Origin of the sequence: Hippea alviniae EP5-r, from assembly GCF_000420385.1 — a bacterium.
GTDB lineage: Bacteria > Campylobacterota_A > Desulfurellia > Desulfurellales > Hippeaceae > Hippea > Hippea alviniae.
This window is the reverse complement of sequence record NZ_ATUV01000001.1, coordinates 1263734-1281273: the sequence shown is the minus strand read 5'-3', so window position 1 is coordinate 1281273 and position 17540 is coordinate 1263734. Positions and strand designations below refer to the sequence as shown.

12 protein-coding genes, 2 rRNA genes and 2 pseudogenes are annotated in these 17540 nt (G+C 37.6%); 12 read left to right on the top strand and 4 right to left on the bottom strand.

Annotation, left to right across the window (positions count from 1 at the left end; all coding sequences use genetic code 11):
* From G415_RS0106710 to trmL, 3 genes are all read left to right on the top strand, one after another.
* Positions 1 to 483, top strand: a 23S ribosomal RNA gene (locus tag G415_RS0106710); the annotation flags it as partial.
* 39 nt (positions 484 to 522) lie between these two features.
* Positions 523 to 637 (top strand): 5S ribosomal RNA (gene rrf / locus G415_RS0106705).
* Between the two features lie 44 nt (positions 638 to 681).
* A complete protein-coding gene (trmL, locus tag G415_RS0106700; RefSeq protein ID WP_051129556.1) occupies positions 682 to 1164 on the top strand; it encodes a tRNA (uridine(34)/cytosine(34)/5-carboxymethylaminomethyluridine(34)-2'-O)-methyltransferase TrmL in 483 nt (160 codons plus the stop codon).
* Here the strand turns inward: trmL and G415_RS0106695 are convergent.
* The gene (locus G415_RS0106695; RefSeq protein ID WP_026939636.1) at positions 1161 to 1655 is read right to left on the bottom strand and encodes an aminoacyl-tRNA deacylase; all 495 of its coding nucleotides are present in this window, start codon (positions 1653 to 1655) and stop codon (positions 1161 to 1163) included. The genes trmL and G415_RS0106695 overlap by 4 nt on opposite strands.
* A gap of 548 nt (positions 1656 to 2203) precedes the next feature.
* Between G415_RS0106695 and G415_RS0106690 the strand changes: the two genes are divergently transcribed.
* On the top strand, positions 2204 to 2539 hold the full coding sequence (locus G415_RS0106690) for a hypothetical protein (RefSeq protein ID WP_022670877.1): 336 nt from the start codon (positions 2204 to 2206) through the stop codon (positions 2537 to 2539).
* A gap of 124 nt (positions 2540 to 2663) precedes the next feature.
* Here the strand turns inward: G415_RS0106690 and G415_RS11410 are convergent.
* Positions 2664 to 4009: pseudogene (locus G415_RS11410) on the bottom strand (L-serine ammonia-lyase).
* Positions 4010 to 4374: 365 nt separating this feature from the next.
* On the opposite strand from G415_RS11410, the gene G415_RS0106680 reads away from it, so the two are divergent.
* Both G415_RS0106680 and G415_RS0106675 read left to right on the top strand, forming a co-directional pair.
* On the top strand, positions 4375 to 5955 hold the full coding sequence (locus tag G415_RS0106680; RefSeq protein ID WP_022670875.1) for an RNA-directed DNA polymerase: 1581 nt from the start codon (positions 4375 to 4377) through the stop codon (positions 5953 to 5955).
* Between the two features lie 433 nt (positions 5956 to 6388).
* On the top strand, positions 6389 to 7177 hold the full coding sequence (locus G415_RS0106675) for a hypothetical protein (RefSeq protein WP_022670874.1): 789 nt from the start codon (positions 6389 to 6391) through the stop codon (positions 7175 to 7177).
* Positions 7178 to 7343: 166 nt separating this feature from the next.
* Here G415_RS0106675 and G415_RS10455 read toward each other — a convergent pair.
* A pseudogene (locus tag G415_RS10455) lies at positions 7344 to 8597 on the bottom strand (MFS transporter).
* Positions 8598 to 8881: 284 nt separating this feature from the next.
* Here G415_RS10455 and G415_RS0106665 point away from each other — a divergent pair.
* Genes G415_RS0106665 through G415_RS0106655 form a run of 3 tightly spaced genes read left to right on the top strand, consistent with a single transcriptional unit; the run spans position 8882 to position 13177 of the window.
* Positions 8882 to 10336: a GNAT family N-acetyltransferase gene (locus tag G415_RS0106665; protein WP_022670873.1), complete on the top strand. Its 1455-nt coding sequence runs from the start codon at positions 8882 to 8884 to the stop codon at positions 10334 to 10336.
* A 10-nt stretch (positions 10337 to 10346) separates the two neighbouring features.
* A complete protein-coding gene (locus tag G415_RS0106660) occupies positions 10347 to 11867 on the top strand; it encodes a class I adenylate-forming enzyme family protein (RefSeq protein WP_022670872.1) in 1521 nt (506 codons plus the stop codon).
* Positions 11864 to 13177 (top strand): carboxyl transferase domain-containing protein, encoded by a 1314-nt coding sequence (locus G415_RS0106655; RefSeq protein ID WP_022670871.1) that lies wholly within the window; start codon positions 11864 to 11866, stop codon positions 13175 to 13177. Before G415_RS0106660 ends, G415_RS0106655 begins: the two co-directional genes overlap by 4 nt.
* Here the strand turns inward: G415_RS0106655 and queA are convergent.
* The gene (gene queA / locus G415_RS0106650; RefSeq protein ID WP_026939635.1) at positions 13167 to 14198 is read right to left on the bottom strand and encodes a tRNA preQ1(34) S-adenosylmethionine ribosyltransferase-isomerase QueA; all 1032 of its coding nucleotides are present in this window, start codon (positions 14196 to 14198) and stop codon (positions 13167 to 13169) included. The two genes, G415_RS0106655 and queA, sit on opposite strands and share 11 nt — an antisense overlap.
* A gap of 173 nt (positions 14199 to 14371) precedes the next feature.
* Between queA and rpoD the strand changes: the two genes are divergently transcribed.
* From rpoD to ruvB, 3 genes are read left to right on the top strand one after another with little or no spacing between them, the layout of a single operon-like run.
* Entirely contained in the window at positions 14372 to 15850 is a 1479-nt protein-coding gene (gene rpoD / locus G415_RS11390; protein WP_022670868.1) for an RNA polymerase sigma factor RpoD, read from the top strand.
* A complete protein-coding gene (locus G415_RS0106640) occupies positions 15847 to 16569 on the top strand; it encodes a pseudouridine synthase (RefSeq protein ID WP_022670867.1) in 723 nt (240 codons plus the stop codon). Before rpoD ends, G415_RS0106640 begins: the two co-directional genes overlap by 4 nt.
* Complete coding sequence (gene ruvB, locus G415_RS0106635; RefSeq protein ID WP_022670866.1) at positions 16553 to 17527, top strand: Holliday junction branch migration DNA helicase RuvB; 975 nt, start codon at positions 16553 to 16555, stop codon at positions 17525 to 17527. The genes G415_RS0106640 and ruvB overlap by 17 nt, the downstream gene beginning before the upstream one ends.
* The last annotated feature ends 13 nt before the right edge of the window (positions 17528 to 17540 follow it).

The window sequence follows — 17540 nt, the reverse complement described above, 5'->3', positions numbered from 1 at the left end:
CTCAACGGATAAAAGGTACTCCGGGGATAACAGGCTGATACCGCCCAAGAGTTCACATCGACGGCGGTGTTTGGCACCTCGATGTCGGCTCATCTCATCCTGGGGCTGGAGCAGGTCCCAAGGGTTCGGCTGTTCGCCGATTAAAGAGGTACGCGAGCTGGGTTCAGAACGTCGTGAGACAGTTCGGTCCTTATCTGCCGTGGGCGTAGGAGGCTTGAGGGGAGCTGTCCCTAGTACGAGAGGACCGGGACGGACGCACCTCTGGTGTATCGGTTGTGGCACCAGCCGCAGGCGCCGAGTAGCTATGTGCGGAAGGGATAACCGCTGAAAGCATCTAAGCGGGAAGCCCACCCCAAGATTAGGCCTCCCTGAGCCATTAGGCTCCTAAAGGTCCCTTGGAGACTACGAGGTTGATAGGCGGGAGGTGGAAGCGCAGCAATGCGTGGAGCTGACCCGTACTAATAGACCGTGAGGCTTAGGCTCATTTCCACATTCTTTAATGGTTAGGTGCTAAGTTTTCCCCCTGGTGAGGATAGCATGCAGGGAAACACCCGTTCCCATTCCGAACACGGCAGTTAAGCCTGCATGCGCCGATGGTACTGCGGGAGAGCCCGTGGGAGAGTAGGTATTGCCAGGGGGTTTATTGTTTATCCGCTTATCTCTATTTATCCCTTTTTTAAAATGGAAAGGCAGTTTTTCTTAAAAGATTCATTCGACTTTCATGTTGTTTTATATCAACCGGATATCCCACCCAATACGGGTAATATCGCCCGTCTTTGTGTTGCCACCAATACCCATCTTCATATAATCAAGCCTATGGGTTTTTCTTTGGATGATAAGAGACTTAAAAGGGCAGGTTTGGATTATTGGAAGTATTTGAAACTTACGATTCATGACTCTTTGGATGATTTTTTAGAGTTTACTAAAGACAAAACTATCTATTTTTCAACCACAAGAGCTAAAAAAACCATATACGATATGAATTACAAAAAAGGTGATTTTTTTATGTTTGGCTCTGAAACTCAGGGTTTGCCCGAAGAACTTTTGAAAGAAAATTTTGATTACTGCATAAATATACCTATGAGCCCCAATGTTCGCTCGATTAATCTGTCGGATAGCGTTTCGATTGTGCTTTACGAAGCTATAAGGCAAGTAGGATTTTAATTTTGTTCTTTTAGTCCTATATCCGCTATTGTAGGATTTAGCAACTCTTTTAGTTTTTCTGTTGATATTTCTATTAGAAAACCCCTTTGGCCGCCGTTGATTATTATTTTTTCATACTCGAATATATCTTTCTGGGCGTATATGGGAAGTTTTGTTTTAAAACCAAACGGAGATGTTCCGCCCACAACATAGCCCGAATATCTGTTTGCTTTGTCAGGTTTGCATAGAGAGACGCTTTTAACACCTATTAAGCGAGCGAGTTTTTTGAAAGATACTTCCATGTCGCCATTCATTAGAACTATAAGGCCTTTTTTGTTTGAATCTTCTAAAACAAGGGTTTTTACTATTCTATGCTCGTCAATGTTGAGCTGTTTTGAAGCTTCTTTTGTTCCGCCGTGTTCTTTGTATTCGTAAAATAGTGGTTTGAATTCTGTTTTGTTTACTTTTAAAAACCTTGTGGCAGCAGTTGACGGAATTTTCTGTTTTTTCATGATTGTAATTCTATATTTTTGCTGAGTTTCTTCAAGGGGTTTCTTGAAGTGCAGTAGTAAAATAGCTTGAAGATTTGAGAATATTTTTAAGGATGAGAATGTTTTATTTATATTGAATACTATGACGTTAAATCCGTTTAATGCTATTTTGCCATGAGATTTGAGAGCCCAGCACTCAGCAACCAAAAACCGCTACTGTGTCAAATTGCATTGAAACCTCCACAAAAGCCTTTCAAACAATTATATGGAAAATTTCAGTTTAGGCAAATGACGGTGCAGGTTTTATGACCTGTAATTGAGATGATGATGTAGAGCTTAAGGTGATTGAAATGCTTTTTTGAGTAATGATTTTAATAAATAACGATTTCGTAAAGGGCAAACTCTAAAGACTTTTTATTCTTACCTATGGCTCTGAGAGCTTTGTTATTGCAAAATGACGCTCTGATCTATTATGGCAGTTTATGTCGATTAATAGATAATGCAATATTTGACAAATAAAACCGTGTGGTATATATGTATGCTCAATAAAGGAGTTAGAACAAAAGGAAATGAATACAGTCAACATTACAGATAAAACGGTAGAAATTGAAGTAGAAGGCTTCGATAAGCTTTGGTCACTTAAGGGTAAGCTGACAATACCGCGCAAGTCAATCAACAGAGCATATCTTCGGCCCGAAGGACTCAAACCACGTTGGTTAAGAGTTCCAGGCACATACTTACCTAAAGTAATAGCTGCTGGCACTTACTATGGACAAGGGCGAAAAGAGTTCTGGAACACACATTTTCGTGAAGATTGTCTGGTGTTTGATCTTATTGATTTCGACTATACTCGGGTAGTGATTGATGTTGACGGGGCACAAGAAATTATTGATAAATTATCATAACAAAACGCTCCACCTGAGCGTTGTTCCTTTGGTGCTCCAAATGACTTTCAGGGTCAGGTGTCTAATTGGCGTTTCATTGTTTTTAATCACCACACCTGTAAAAGCTTGTTTAAAAAGCGAACTCTCACAACACAACCACAGCTAAACCGCCGTAGGATATTTCCCTGTATTTAGGGTTCATGTTTTTACCGGTTAACTTCATATCCTCTATCACTTTATCCAGAGGAACTTTTGCTCCTGAGGGGTCTCTGGCCAAAGCCATAGCCGCTGAGTTTATAGCCGTTACCGCCGCCACGGTATTTCTTTCGATACAGGGATCTACACCTGACCGTTTACGGGGTCTCAAGTTAAGCCTAGATGGTGTTCCATGGCTATCTCTGCGGCAATGAGTATGTGTTTGTTGCTGGCGTTTAGCAGCTCTGCCAAACCTGCGGCAGCCATTGAACTTACAACGCCGATTTCACCCTGGCAACCCACTTCGGCTCCGGCAATGGAGGTGTTCATTTTAAACAGCGCTCCGATAGCAGCGGATACGGCAAAAAAGCGGAGTAAATCGTTTTCCGTTAATTTTTTTATAAACTTATCGTAATAGAGTAAAACGGCCGGCACAACACCGCAAGAACCGTTTGTCGGAGCGGTAACAACCCTACCACCTGAGGCGTTTTCCTCTGCCGTGCTTATGGCAAAAAGGTTAACCCAATTCATTTTTATCATAGCTATGTCGTGATTCAATTTGTCGCTGTCTTTGAGAAAAGAATACAGGCGCTTTGCCCTCCTTTTTAAAGCGATAGGTTTGGGCAGATATCCATCTTTATTAATTCCATGCTCTACGGTCTTTTTCATTGTATCCCAGATTCTACCGACATGGCTTTTTAGCTTTTCCAAGCTTCCGTGTAAATAAATCTCGTTTTCTATAAGTAAATCGCTTAATTTTTTGCCTGAGCTGATTTTTAATAATTCTTCTGCGTTTTTGAAAGCGTAGGGAACATCCCCGTTTTTGACAGCTGGTTTTTCAAAATCCTCCTCGGTTTTTATAAAACCACCGCCAACAGAATAATAAGTTTTCTTAAGGAGCTCTTTTGAACCGGAAAGAGCAATAAATATCATACCGTTTTCATGAAGTGGAAGTCTTTTGCCTAAAAAGTCAATATTGAACCGAAATGAAAACCCGTTATAATCGATTATTCTCTTCTTTTTAGCCTCTGATACGATCTCTTCTATTCTATCAACGGGCACATTTTACGGAGTGTAACCGCTTAATCCGAGGATAATGACATAATCACTAAGATGACCCCTGCCCGTCAAACCTAAAGAACCGTATAGCTCGATTTTTATTTTTTTCAGGGAGGGCAAAACGCCAAGCTTTTTGATCTCGTTTATGAACCTGAGAGCAGCCACCATGGGACCGAATGTATGAGAACTTGAAGGACCGATTCCTATTTTGTATATGTCTGAAATTCCGAGATACATTACATTACCTCAACGTTTTGATGAGAATTTACAATTTATTTTACATTTTTATTTGGTGGATGAAAATATACTTCCGATAAAAAGAGGTGCTAACAGTTTATGAAGGTAATAAAGCTTATACTTTTTAAAGAATATACCAAGTTGAAGTTAGTGGGAATCGGGGTGGTTGGCGTGGACTGCGTCCTTCTTTTGTTATCCTTAGTGTAGGAGAGAATGGGTTTTTAAGTACAAATATCTAATCTTTTTAATTTCATGTTGGTTTATTTCATATTAGTTTATAAATTTGACAAATAGAGCTACGTGGTATATATAGGCAAGTAGTTTTATTTAATAAAGAAGTGAGTAATAAATAAAAGGATAAATCTATGAAGCCAGAAAAGGCTGTAAAATTAGCTATTGAGAATGTACTAAAAGAAGGATTAACGGATATCTTCCCACGCCCATTTGAGATTGACTTGCTAAAAAGTAGTAAATTCCAAAAAAAACTAATCCAAAATATTGTCAAATCTATACGAGGTGGAACTTTAGAGTCTTTAGAAGTTAAACCCATTGAGCATGTATTATTGCCAAAAGGGGGACCATTTGATTTCCGTAGATGCGCTTTAATTGATCCTCTTGATACAATAAAATTTCTTTCCTTGGTTCTAATCTTCGCAGATGAGATAGAGAAAGCCCGTCCTAAAAAATCCAGGAAAATAGTTTTTTCATATCGTTTTAAACCATCTAATGGATTTTTATTTGATAATAAGTACAATATCTCTTCATTTCGCAAACATGTATACGAAAAAATAAAACAAAAGAAAGCAAGAATATTAGTTAAATGTGATATAGCAAATTTTTATGATAGACTAAATCTCCATAGGTTAGAATCCATACTATTATCTTTAAATTTAGAAGAGAAGTTGGTTCGTCTTTTGAATGAATTGTTACTTTTCTGGGCAAATAGAGATTCTTACTCGCTTCCAGTGGGATCAAACGCTAGTAGAATCCTAGCAGAAACCGCACTAATTGAGGTTGACAACTATTTATTATCTATAGGTGCTAAGTTTTGTCGATTTGTTGATGATTTTAGATTTTTCGCTCCCAATGCACATATTGCTCATTATTGGTTGACACAACTTATTGAAAGGCTCTGGTTAGAGGGTCTAACCATTAATCAGCGCAAAACTAAAATTGAAGATGTTTCAGAAATATTGCAAGACACTGCCGAAGAAGCTATTGATAGAGATGTGAAGAATATAAAAATAAAAAACAAAAAAGAACCAGTAAAAATAATTGCCGGATACGGCGGAGTGATTCCAACAAAATTTAGAGAATTGTCAGAGTCTGAAATAGAAAAGTTTAAAGATAAGTCTCCTGAGGAAATTTATAAAAAAATAAGGTCAAAAAAATTAGCCGAACCAGAGGATATTAAAGAATTTATCAAGACAGCACTTAGTTGTAAAAGATATGATTATTTTACAAAATTCCCTGAATTATCGGAACTGTTTCCACAGTTTACGCCATACTTAGTAGATATTTTAATTAAATACGGAGAAAAGATGCCTAAAAATAAAAGGGACTTAATTCGAAATGCTTTTGCTAGCAAGCTTAAAGATAATCAGCGACTGCCAGAATATCTGGTTATTGCTATTGTGCGGTTACTTGGCAATGATTTTTTTCGAGATAAGGATACATTATTACAACTATTTAGAGGATTGCGCAGAAATGCTGGTGCTTATGTTGGACGGGCTTTGCTAGAGGCACTTGAGAATCAAGTTTCTAGAAATGAAGTTTTAGAAATTAGACAGTATTTCTCACGTGCTGACAGTTGGGAAAAGAGACAAATTATAAAAATAGTTGATGTACATCTCAGTAAAGACGAGAAAAGGCCATGGTTAAAAAATGTGAGAATTCAAGAATCGAAGGATCTATTTTTGTCTGAATATATAAAGCCATCAATATAAGCTGGTCAAATCACTCACCTACCATTATTGTAGGTGAGTTTGGTTGTTAGAAATAGTATGAGAAACCATGGGAAATTTAAAAGGTAGTTTCGTAAAATTCTTACAGGCCACCACTGGTATGACGAATAACTCTTATCTTGTTTTTTACAGGATGCTGTTGAAAAGGTTTCGGATGCTTCTCAGCTGGATTCGATTCTCAACGAGTATAATCAAGAACTTTTGGAAATATCATCGGGCAATAATTTTACTTTAGATCCAGGTAAAACAAATGAGTTTGCACAGCTACTTGGTAAGGAACGATTTCATCTCTGTTGCAAAAATAAGAGGGCGAAGTTGAAAAAATATGGGTAGAAGATGTCGTAAAGAAATGATATAATTTATTTTACGTTGAATTCTGCGGACGCTCCATAGCAGTAGATGAGCTTTATTTAGTATGAAGGAATTATTAAAAGCATTAAAACCATCAAGGCAATTTATGGAAAATTTTATTTTGGCCATAATAGTATCATTTTTATTTGCTGGGATTATTGAAAACTATAAAAGCAAAGAGGGGTTAAACACGTTAATTTTAGAAACTTATAAAAATATTGAAACCGAAGGTTTATTATGCTTTAGGACACATAACAATTTGGTTTTAGCATATACTACTTATGCTGGAATATTTTTAACGGAAGGGCAAGAGTTAAATAAATTAATACTATACAGAGAAAACATTCCATTAGATTACGAGATGTGGCTTAAAGCATTAATAGACTCCCAACAAAATCAGAGTAAGCTAATAGAAGATCTTAAGGACAAAATGCAGAGGTGTTATAGCGAGTTTTATTTAGAAAGCGAAGAATTAGCAATATTGTTGGGAAAATTAGATAAATATAAGAGGATACTTAAAGATAGACGTGATAGAATCAATATAACTTATAAGCAACAACAACAGAAATTAAGAAGTATCACTAAGGATTTCAATATGCAAAAATTTATAGATTTTTTTAGGTACGGATTAAAAAGTGCAATATTTCAGAACTTTTTATTGAAGGGAGAGAAGGATTGGATAAAGAAGTTCGACGATTTATCAGAGATTCAGGTTATATTGGCAGAATATGAGAAAAAGAGATTTGAAATAGAACTTAACACGTATAAAAAGCTGAGAAATCTTTATTTACCCACTCTTAAAAGAAAGATTACAGGCGGATTTATTAATTTTATTTTTGGTTCTAAAGAATAATAAAACACTCCATTTGGTCTTCAATCAACTGCACTTAGGCTTTTTGTAGTTGCGACGGATGAGTTTGCTAGTCCAATGGAATGAAATTAAGTGCAGTTTTTCGAGTACAATTTGTTTACTTTCAAACTTTAAAGTAAAGCAAAAGTATAAATTCTACTCCTCTTCTCTATACTGACGATAAAAATACAAGCGACAAGAGAGAGGTCACAGCAAAGAAAATAATATACCACGCAGGGGATGTGTAGCTGCCGGTTTTTTCTATAAGCCAGGTTGCAATGGCAGGTGCAGTTCCACCTAAAATAGCCACGCTTGTGTTGTATCCGACACCTATCGATGTATAGCGAATATTTACCGGAAACATCTCCGCCATAAGCGCAGGCAGAGGGCCCTGTATGAAGCCCGATAGAACGGCAAAAGCAATCTGCATTGCAAGGGCGCTTTTTACATCTCCATTCTGCAAAAGCATAAACAGAGGCAGGGTGATTATCATAACAATGATTGTTGCTATTATCATGGTTTTTCTATGTCCGACGTAATCCGAGATATAGCCCGCTATAGGAACTGCGATTAGAAAGATACCCATAGAGATTGTGTTTAACGTCATGGAGTTGTGAATCGGGTATTTTATAATATCTGAAAGATATGTGGGCATCCAGACGAACATAATATAGCTTGTTACGGTTGCAAGAGATACTATTCCTGAAAGGCGCAGTATTGCTTTCTTCTTATATTTAAACGTGTGGACAATAGGAGATATGCCAGATACGGGTTTTGTGCGCAAAAATTCCGGGCTTTCAGACATTCCTTCACGCAGCCAGAGCCCTATTGCAAGGATAAAGATACCGCTCAAAAAAGGTATGCGCCAGCCCCATAAATACATAGTTTTATCCGGCAGGAGTATATTTAGCATCATAACAAAAGCAGAACCCAGAAGAAGACCGCCAACTGCACTTGCAAGTGTAAAACTACCGAAAAAGCCTTTGCGGTTTTTCGGGGCTATTTCGACCATAAACGACACAGAGCCAATGAGCTCTCCTCCAACCGACAATCCCTAAATCATACGCAGCAACACAAGCAAAACAGCAGCGTATATTCCTATTTGTGTATAGGTAGGTAAAATTCCGATTGCGATTGTTGGAAGTGCCATCATGAATATTGATAGGATAAGGGCTTTTTTGCGTCCGAACTTGTCGCCTACAAATCCGAAAAATATACCTCCAAGCGGACGCATCATGTATCCTGTGGCAAATATTCCATATGTCATAATCAAACCGGTCAGATGATTTTCTTCGGGGAAAAAATGCTTTGAGATAATCGGGGCAAGAAAGCCGAAAACAGCAAAGTCATACCATTCCATGATGTTTCCTATGATGCCACCGATGCTGTTTTTTATTATCTTTGCTCTGTCAAAAGTTTCCATTAGATATTTCCTTTGCTTTTATACCAAATGCTTAGACTCTTATCTTTGGTTGTTCGAGCAAATTTGTCCAAACAAAGGCAGTAATATTTAAGTTGATTAACCAGGCCAATTTCTCCCTGTCTATGCGAAATGAGTCTTGCAGTAGCAACACATAAAGTTTATTATAAAATTGACGACAAGTAAAGATTTAAAATGTATAAAATTTTGGTTGTTGTGATAGCGAATAATCTCTGAATGTAGTTTGTAAAGAGCGTTTTTTAAAAGTAAGTGGAAGTTGGTTTTTTATGGGTAAGGAAAAAGAAAGCGTAGAGCTAAAGCTTGAACTTCCGGGTAACGATAGGTTTATGGGCGTGTTTCTTTCTTTTATAGATGAGGCAATGAGGGCTTTTGGCTTGGAAAAGGACGAGTCCTTGAGAATAAGACTGGCAGCTGAAGAGACGGTTAGAAATGTGATTGAGCACGGCTTGAACAACAACATAAATGAGAGTTTTCTTGTGATACTTAGGAATATGCCCAACAGGGTTGAGATTATTGTCAAAGAGAAAGGTTTACCATTTGATTTTGATAATGAATCTAAGCAGAAAAAGAATAAAAAAGGCTTGGGCATTCTGCTAATCAGAAGTGTTATGGATGAAGTTTATTTCAAAAATCTTGGCAGAGATGGTAAAGAGACTCGGCTTGTCAAGTATAAATCATCTGACGATATAAGAAATTTTTTAACCGATAAAGCAGTAAAAAAGATTGAGCCGAAGAAGGTTAAATACTTTATAAGGGATTTTAAAAAGGAAGATGCTCTTGAAGTTTCAAAGTGTGCATATTTTGCCTACGGATATACTTATGAGCCGTTTATATATTATCCTTCTCAGATTGTAAGAATGAATGAAGAGAGAAGTTTGTTATCCATAGTTGCTGAAACTGAAGATGGCGATTTGGCTGGTCATGCAGCACTGAAGTTTTACAACAATAACTTGCATGTCGGTGAGATGGGTGTTGCCTTTGTTAAGCCAGAATATAGAAATAACGGTATATCAGAAAGTATGGCAGATTATTTGATAAACAAAGCAAAGACAATTGATGGGTTAAATGCATTATATTTAAGGCTTGTTACGGCTCATATCTATTCGCAGAAACCGTTTTTTAAGCGTGGTTTTGTGCCGACAGGTTTGCTTTTGGGTTTGTTTCCTAAGAATGTGAACTTTAAGGATTTGACAGGCGAAGTTGAAGCAAAAACAACGGCTCTGCTTGTCTCGTTTTATCTAAAAAATGCTGACAGAAGAACAATATTTTTGCCGAATAAACATAAAGATATGATTAGAAAAATTGTTGATGAGCTTGGAATTGATTATGAGATTGGAAAACCAAAGGGTTTAGTTGATAATGGTGATGAAAAGATTGAGTATATAAAAACTGATGTGTTTAACTCGGTGGATTTATACTGCAAGTCTTACGATAAAAAGAGTTTTAATTTGATAAAGAAAACACTTAAAAAGCTGCTTGCTCAAAAGGTTGATGTGGTTTATCTCTATCTTGATATGGAAAATCCCTATATGCCTGAAGTTGCCAAGCAGTGTGAAGAAGAAGGGTTTTTCTTTGCCGGTATTTTGCCTTTTGGAATTGATGGACATCATGCATTGATTTATCAGTATATGAATACGCAGGTGGATTTTGACTCAATTGTGCTTTATGATGATAGGGCTAAGGAGATTTTAGATTACATTAAACCATTTGCCACTATTTAGGGGGTTTTTGATGAATGCAAGCTGGGTGTATAAGAGAGCGCTTGAAAAGACGCCAAGTAAAACAGCAGTAGCTGTTGATAATGAGATTTTAAGCTATGGAGAGCTTGACAAAAAAGCTAACAAGGTTGCGCAGTTTTTAAAATCGGTTGGGACTGAAAAGGGCGATAAAGTTGGTTTTTTTATGGAGAATAATCTGTTTATAACATACGGCTATATGGGTTGTTTTAAAATTGGCGCTGTTGTTGTGCCTGCAAGTTATTATACATCTGAAGGCGAGCTTGTGCATGAAGCAAATGAAGGTGAAGTAAAGTTTTACTTTGTCTCAAAAGGCAGGCTTGAGACGATTAAAAACGCAGCGAAAGATATAAAGCATCTGAAGGGAATTGTGCTTGTTGATGGTAAAGAGAAGGATGTGTCAAGCTGGCTTGATATCGAGCGGCAATTTAACGGTGATTTTGAAGATGTTGATGTTGATGAAAATGAGCCTGCTTTGATTCTTTTTACTTCAGGCTCAACGGGCAAGACTAAGGGTGTTGCTCACACAACAAAATCTTTAATAGCAAACGGCAGAGCAAGAACAAAAACCCTAAGACATACGCCTGATGATGTTATGATTACAACTTCGTTTTTGTGTCATGGTGCTGCGCCTTTGATTGTTCTGTTTCCGATGCTATATGCAGGTGGGACGGCAGTTTTCATGAGTCATTACGATAGGGATAAATTTGTTGAAATGATAAAAAGATACGGCATTACCCATGCTGCTGCATCGCCTAAGCAGTGGGAAGAGATTTTAGAGTTTGATAAAGGTAAATCGTTGAAGGGCTTGAAATATGCAACAACGGGTGGTGATGTTGTTGATGTGGGTTTTAGAAAGAGATTCAGAGAGCTTGTCGGTATTCCGCTTGTTTCAAGTCTTGGTATGACTGAGTGTGGTGGTTATATGACAATTCCGCCGCATAAAAAGGCAAAAGACGAAAGTGTTGGTATGCCGATAGATGGTGTAAGCGTAAAGCTTGTCGATGATAATTATAACGATGTAAAACAGGGCGAAACAGGTGAAATTTTGGTCAAAGGAGATACAGTTTTTTGCTGTTATTACAACGATGATGAGTTGACAAAAAGCTCGTTTATTGACGGATGGTTTAAAACGGGTGATTTGGCAAGGGTTGATGAAGATGGTTATTATTACTTTGAAGGCAGAAAGAAGCGTATAATCGTTAAAGGCGGCGGTAATATCAATCCGTTGGAAGTTGAAGATGTTTTAAGGAAGCATCCCAAAGTTAAGGAGTGTCTTGTTGTTGGTGTAAAAGATGATGATGTGGGTGAAGAAGTGTTTGCTTTTGTGGCTTGCGATATGAACAATCCACCGAGTGAAGATGAGTTAAAGGAGTTTTTAAAGGGCAAAATATCCGAGCGTAAGATTCCAGCCTGCTTCGAGATAATCGAAGAGTTGCCAAGAAAAGACAAGATTGATTTGAAGGCTTTGAGAGAGCTTGCCAATGAGATTTTTCAAAAAAGGAGAAATAGATGAAGCTAACGGCTAAGAAGAGAGTGGAAAAGCTGCTTGATGATATAGAGTTTATAAAAGAGATTCATGGGCATATTCAGGCAAAAGGCAAAGTTGATGGCAAACTCACCTATGTGCTTGCAAGAGACTCTTATATGCCAATTTATGACCTTGTTGGTGATTTTGTAAGCTCGGTAGAGTTTATGGAGAGCATAGAGAAAGAGCCTGGAGTTTTTGTTTTGATGTATGATTTGATGTCTGACAGAAAAGACCCTAAAAAGAGTGTATTTCCACCACATCCAACCCATTTTCTGCTTGATAAGAAGGGTGTTGGCAGGTGGTATAACATAATGGCAAGATATTCAAAAAGCTTGCCGTTAATAGCTTTGGTGTTTGATAAGCAGGGAGCATCATCAACATTTCCGATAGCTATGAGTGATGTTGTGATAATGCACGAAAATGCAGGGATGAGTATAGGCAGGGAAGATGTTGTGAAAAGAATCTTGGGAAAAGATGAGAGTTATGATGAGCTTGGCAGTGCCAAAATGCATGCAAAAGTTTCGGGAAGCGTTGATTTTGTTTGCAAGACAGAAGAAGAGATGCTTGATACGGCTTATAGGTTTATAGGCTATCTGTCGGATAAGAGCAATTATTCATATTCAAAAAGTTGCGATATAAAGCGCTTTATTCCAGATAATCCAATGTATGTTTTGGATATGGATGGGCTGATTGGTGAGATTGTGGACGATAATTCATTTTTTGAGATAAAAAAGGATTATGCCAAAGAGATTATAACAGGCTTTGCAAGGTTTAAAGGTAAAAGCGTTGGTATAATTGCTAATCGTTCGGCGCATAAAGCTGGGCTTTTGTTTGTTGAAAGCTGCAAAAAGGCAAAAGGGTTTGTTGAGCTTTGCGATAAATATGGGCTGCCTTTTGTGTTTCTTGCAGACTCGTGTGGTTTTATGGTTGGAAGTGAAGTTGAGCAAAAAGGTATAATAAAAGCTGGAGCGGAGCTGTTTGAATCTATAGCAAACTCTAAGGTGGAAAAGCTCTCTGTTGCAGTAAGAAGGGATTATACGGCTGGTGTATATGCTATGGGTGGTGGTCATGTTGCAGATGCAAGGTTTGTTGCTTTGCCTTCTGCTGTTATAACCATCTATTCTGAAGGTGTGGGAAGTATGCTTGCCGATGATGATGAGAAGAAAAGAAGATTTGACGAGATGATGAAGGCTGCCAAAAGCCCTGAAAAGTTGGCGAAAGAAGGCTATATTGATGCTGTTGTTGATTATAAGGATTTAAGAGACGAGATAGTTGAATTTCTGATCAATAGATAAACATCGCATCGCCAAAGCTGAAGAAACGATACCTTTTTTCAACCGCTTCTTTGTAGCATCTTAATATTTTTTCTCTGTCATAAAAAGCGCTTACGAGCATTAAAAGTGTGGATTTTGGTAGATGGAAGTTTGTTATAAGTGCATCTATGACTTTGTATCTGTATCCTGGATAGATGAAGATTTCCGTTGAGCCTTTTGATGGTTTGATAAACCCGTCATTATTCGCAACCGTTTCGAGTGTTCTTACGACTGTTGTGCCAACGGCTATTACCCTGCCCTTTTGGGTTTTTGTTGAATTTATTAAATCTGCCGTCTCTTGGCTTATCTCGTATTTTTCTGCGTGCATCTTGTGTTTTTCTATCTCTTTCTCCTTTACTGGTCTAAATGTGCCAATGCCCACATGCAGAGTTATGTAGGTTATTTTTACGCCTTTATCTTTGAGTTTGTTGAGTAGCTCTTCTGTGAAGTGCAGACCTGCCGTCGGTGATGCCACTGCTCCGTTCTTTTTTGCAAAAACCGTTTGATAGTACTCAAAATCTTCCTTTTTATTGTAATTCTCATAGTTTCTTTTTATGTATGGTGGAAGTGGCACTTCACCTATCTCTTCGAGCAGTTCATAAACATTGCCACTGGTATAAAACTGGACAACTCTTTTATCCGAATTCTCTATTCTTTCGATAGTTGCTCTGCTGCCGTCTTTTAGTATGACATCTGTTTTTTGTTTTATCTTACCTTTTGTAAGGCATAGAAACTTATTGTGCTCAATCTCTTCGAGTAAAAATATCTCAACCTTGCCACCTGTTGGTTTTCTGCCGAAAATACGGGCTGGTATGACTCTTGTGTCGTTTAAGACAAGCAAGTCGTTTTCGTTTAAATAGTTTATTATCTCTTTGAAGATTTTATGCTCTATAGTGTGGTTTTTTTTGTTGCATATCATTAACTTGCATTCGTCTCTTGGTATGTGCGGTTTCTGGGCTATCAGCTCTTCGGGAAGATAGTAATCAAACAGGTCAATTTTCATGGCTGGCAAATTATACACATTTTTGACTTGAAAACAAGCAGGCTTTGCCTATAATTAACCGTTGCTAAAAATTTTTGTGCCTTGACTTTTGAGGCTTTTAACTCAAATTATAAGGGAAATGGTGGCTTTTGCTTTTAATAAACAATCCTAAAACCATAAGGAAGGTGGTGGCGATGGGAAAAGAGACAAATGAAGAAGTTTTGAAGAAGATTTTAACTGAAGGCAAAAAGAAGGGTTATGTCACCTATGATGAGATTAATGATATTCTTCCGGAAGGAATAAGTATAGACGAGATTGACGATTTGATAAAGCAGTGCGATGATTTGGATATAGATATTATTGACAATGATAGACTTTCTAAGGACTCATCTCTTGAGGATACAGGTTTTGACCTTGAAGAAGATGAAGAAGTTGGCAGTGCCATTAGAATGTATTTAAGAGAGATGGGCAATATTCCACTCTTGAGTAGGGAAGAAGAGATAGAGATAGCGAAGAAGATTGAAGAGCACAAGAATAATCTTACAAGGAAGCTTATAGAGTTGCCTTTTACTTGCGATGCCATAAAACAGCTTAAGGAAGATATAATAAACGGTAATGAGAAAGTAAAAAATATATCAAATGCTTTGGATTTATCTTATGATTTTGATGATGACGATGATGAAGAAGACCATACATCAAAAGAAAAATTTTTGAAGTTTTTGGACGATATAATAGATAAGTATGAGCAGCTTAGCAAAGCCACAGAAGAAGAAGCAGGGCAGATAAAGGAAGAGCTGTTTAAAGATTTTACAGAGATTGCGTTGAGTGATAAGTATATTCAGAAGATAACCGAAGAGTTTATTCATAGGGTTAAGTCAGATAAAAACATGCCAGATAGAGAGAAGCTATTAGACCAGCTGTTTGAAGTTGAAAAGGAAAGGAAGGAAGTTGAAGAAGTAAAGCAGAGAATGATTAAGGCGAATCTAAGACTTGTCGTATCAATAGCAAAGAAGCATTTAAATAGAGGACTATCATTTTTGGACTTGATACAAGAAGGCAACATAGGATTAATGAAATCTGTTGATAAATTCGATTACAGAAAAGGGTTTAAATTCTCAACATACGCAACTTGGTGGATTAGGCAGTCTATATCGAGGGCGATAGCAGATCAGGCAAGAACAATCAGAATACCAGTTCACATGATAGAGACAATAAACAAGATAGTTAGAGCAAGCAAACTTTTGGTGCAGGAGTATGGAAAGGAGCCAACAGCTCAAGAGTTGGCAGAGTATCTTGGTATGGACGAAGATAAGATAAAAAGCATAATAAAAATAGCAAAGGAGCCTATATCCCTTGAAACACCTATTGGCGATGATAACGACACGCATTTGGAAGACTTTATAGAAGATACAAAGACAAAATCGCCAATGGATTATGTAATTGAGTCTTCTTTGAAAGAAAAAATAGAAGAGGTATTAATGACTTTAAACGAAAGAGAGAGAAAGGTGCTCATAATGAGGTTTGGTATTGGTGATGGTTTTGACCATACACTTGAAGAAGTTGGAAGGGTTCTTGGTGTTACACGAGAAAGAGTAAGGCAAATCGAAGCAAAAGCCCTAAGAAAGCTTAGACATCCAAAGAGAAGTAGAATACTTGCGAGTTTTGTAGAATGAGAATTAATAGATTTTTAGCGAAAGCTCTTAATATCTCAAGAAGAGATGCTGATGAGCTAATAAAGAGTGGAAAGATAAAATTTAACGGTGAGATTTTAAAGGATTTTGTTGAAGTTGGAGAAGATGATGTTGTTGAGTTTAACGGGAAAAGGGTTCAGATAGAAAAGGGAGATGTTTATTTTGCCTTTTACAAGCCACCTTTTGTTATAAGCTCAACATACGATGAAGAAGGCAGAACAACGGTTTGTGATTTTTTTACCCATGTGGAGAACAAGCTTATCTGTGTTGGAAGGTTGGATTACCTATCCGAAGGGTTGTTGATTGTTACGAGTGATGGCAAGTTTGCCAATCTGCTTATGCATCCAAGATTTAAGATAAGAAAGACTTACCTTGTCAAAACAAAGGATGTCTTGGGTGCGGATTTATTAAAAAGGATGTCTGAAGGTATAGAGTTGGAAGACGGCTTTTTTAGACCGTTAACGATAAAAAAGACTCAAAACCCTAACTGGATAGTTATTGCCATTGATACTGGAAGGAATAGAGTTATAAGAAGGTTTTTAAAGTCATTTAATGTTAAGATAGAAAGGCTAAAAAGAATAGCCATAGGACCTATAGAGCTTGGGAATATGCGGCAGGGTGAGTATAGAGAACTAACGAAAGATGAGATAAAAATCATAAAAAGAATGGTTTATAAAAGAAAAAATGTCGCATCAGCCTGAAGAGAACGGCTTATCCTTAAGGCCTTCAACACTTAAGGAGTATATAGGTCAGAAAAATATTGTAAGAAATTTATCACTCGCTATTGAAGCTGCCAAAAAGAGAAACGAAGCGCTTGAACATTGCCTATTATACGGCCCACCTGGACTTGGCAAAACGACCCTTGCGAACATAGTGGCTAAGGAGATGAATGCAAACATAATAACAACAACAGGCCCGGCAATAGAGAAGGTTGGTGATATAGCGGCTATTTTAACAAATTTAAATGAGAAAGATGTTCTGTTTATAGATGAGATTCATAGGCTCAACAGGGCTGTTGAAGAGACACTTTATTCTGCTTTGGAAGATTTCAAACTCGATATAGTCGTTGGTCAAGGGCCTGGTGCAAGGACGATAAGAATAGATTTACCACCTTTTACACTTGTTGGCGCAACGACTCGCATTGGGCTTTTGACTTCTCCTTTAAGGGATAGGTTCGGACTTGTCTTAAGATTGGATTTCTATTCTATTGAAGAACTTAAGATGATAATTCAGCGCTCTGCTTCTATTTTGAACATAGAGATAGAAGAAGAAGCGGCTTTGCTTTTGGCTAAAAGGTCTCGTGGCACGCCGAGAATAGCAAATAAGCTTCTAAGAAGAGTTAGGGATTTGGCTCAAATAAACTCAAAAGAGATAATAGATGTTGAGACGGCAAAGCAGACACTTGAGATGCTTGAGATAGATAAGAATGGCTTAGATTATTTGGATAAGAAGTATATTTTGACTCTGATTGAGAAATTTAGCGGCGGTCCTGTTGGAATAGATACGCTTGCTGCAAGCATCGGTGAAGATAGAGGAACACTTGAAGATGTTGTTGAACCTTTTTTGCTGCAGATAGGTTATATAAAGAGAACCCCCCGCGGCAGAGTTGCCACATCTATAGCTTTAAAAGAGCTAAAATTCAAAGAGACGCTGATATAGGTTAATATTGTAG

What these genes read in the sequence shown, in the direction of transcription:
- G415_RS0106655 (WP_022670871.1), top strand. Translation starts at nt 11,864, where the DNA reads ATGAAGCTAACGGCTAAGAAGAGAGTGGAAAAGCTGCTTGATGATATA.
- G415_RS0106640 (WP_022670867.1), top strand. Translation starts at nt 15,847, where the DNA reads ATGAGAATTAATAGATTTTTAGCGAAAGCTCTTAATATCTCAAGAAGA.
- ruvB (WP_022670866.1), top strand. Translation starts at nt 16,553, where the DNA reads ATGTCGCATCAGCCTGAAGAGAACGGCTTATCCTTAAGGCCTTCAACA.
- rpoD (WP_022670868.1), top strand. Translation starts at nt 14,372, where the DNA reads ATGGGAAAAGAGACAAATGAAGAAGTTTTGAAGAAGATTTTAACTGAA.
- G415_RS0106680 (WP_022670875.1), top strand. Translation starts at nt 4,375, where the DNA reads ATGAAGCCAGAAAAGGCTGTAAAATTAGCTATTGAGAATGTACTAAAA.
- G415_RS0106675 (WP_022670874.1), top strand. Translation starts at nt 6,389, where the DNA reads ATGAAGGAATTATTAAAAGCATTAAAACCATCAAGGCAATTTATGGAA.
- trmL (WP_051129556.1), top strand. Translation starts at nt 682, where the DNA reads ATGGAAAGGCAGTTTTTCTTAAAAGATTCATTCGACTTTCATGTTGTT.
- queA (WP_026939635.1), bottom strand. Translation starts at nt 14,198, where the DNA reads ATGAAAATTGACCTGTTTGATTACTATCTTCCCGAAGAGCTGATAGCC.
- G415_RS0106660 (WP_022670872.1), top strand. Translation starts at nt 10,347, where the DNA reads ATGAATGCAAGCTGGGTGTATAAGAGAGCGCTTGAAAAGACGCCAAGT.
- G415_RS0106690 (WP_022670877.1), top strand. Translation starts at nt 2,204, where the DNA reads ATGAATACAGTCAACATTACAGATAAAACGGTAGAAATTGAAGTAGAA.
- G415_RS0106665 (WP_022670873.1), top strand. Translation starts at nt 8,882, where the DNA reads ATGGGTAAGGAAAAAGAAAGCGTAGAGCTAAAGCTTGAACTTCCGGGT.
- G415_RS0106695 (WP_026939636.1), bottom strand. Translation starts at nt 1,655, where the DNA reads ATGAAAAAACAGAAAATTCCGTCAACTGCTGCCACAAGGTTTTTAAAA.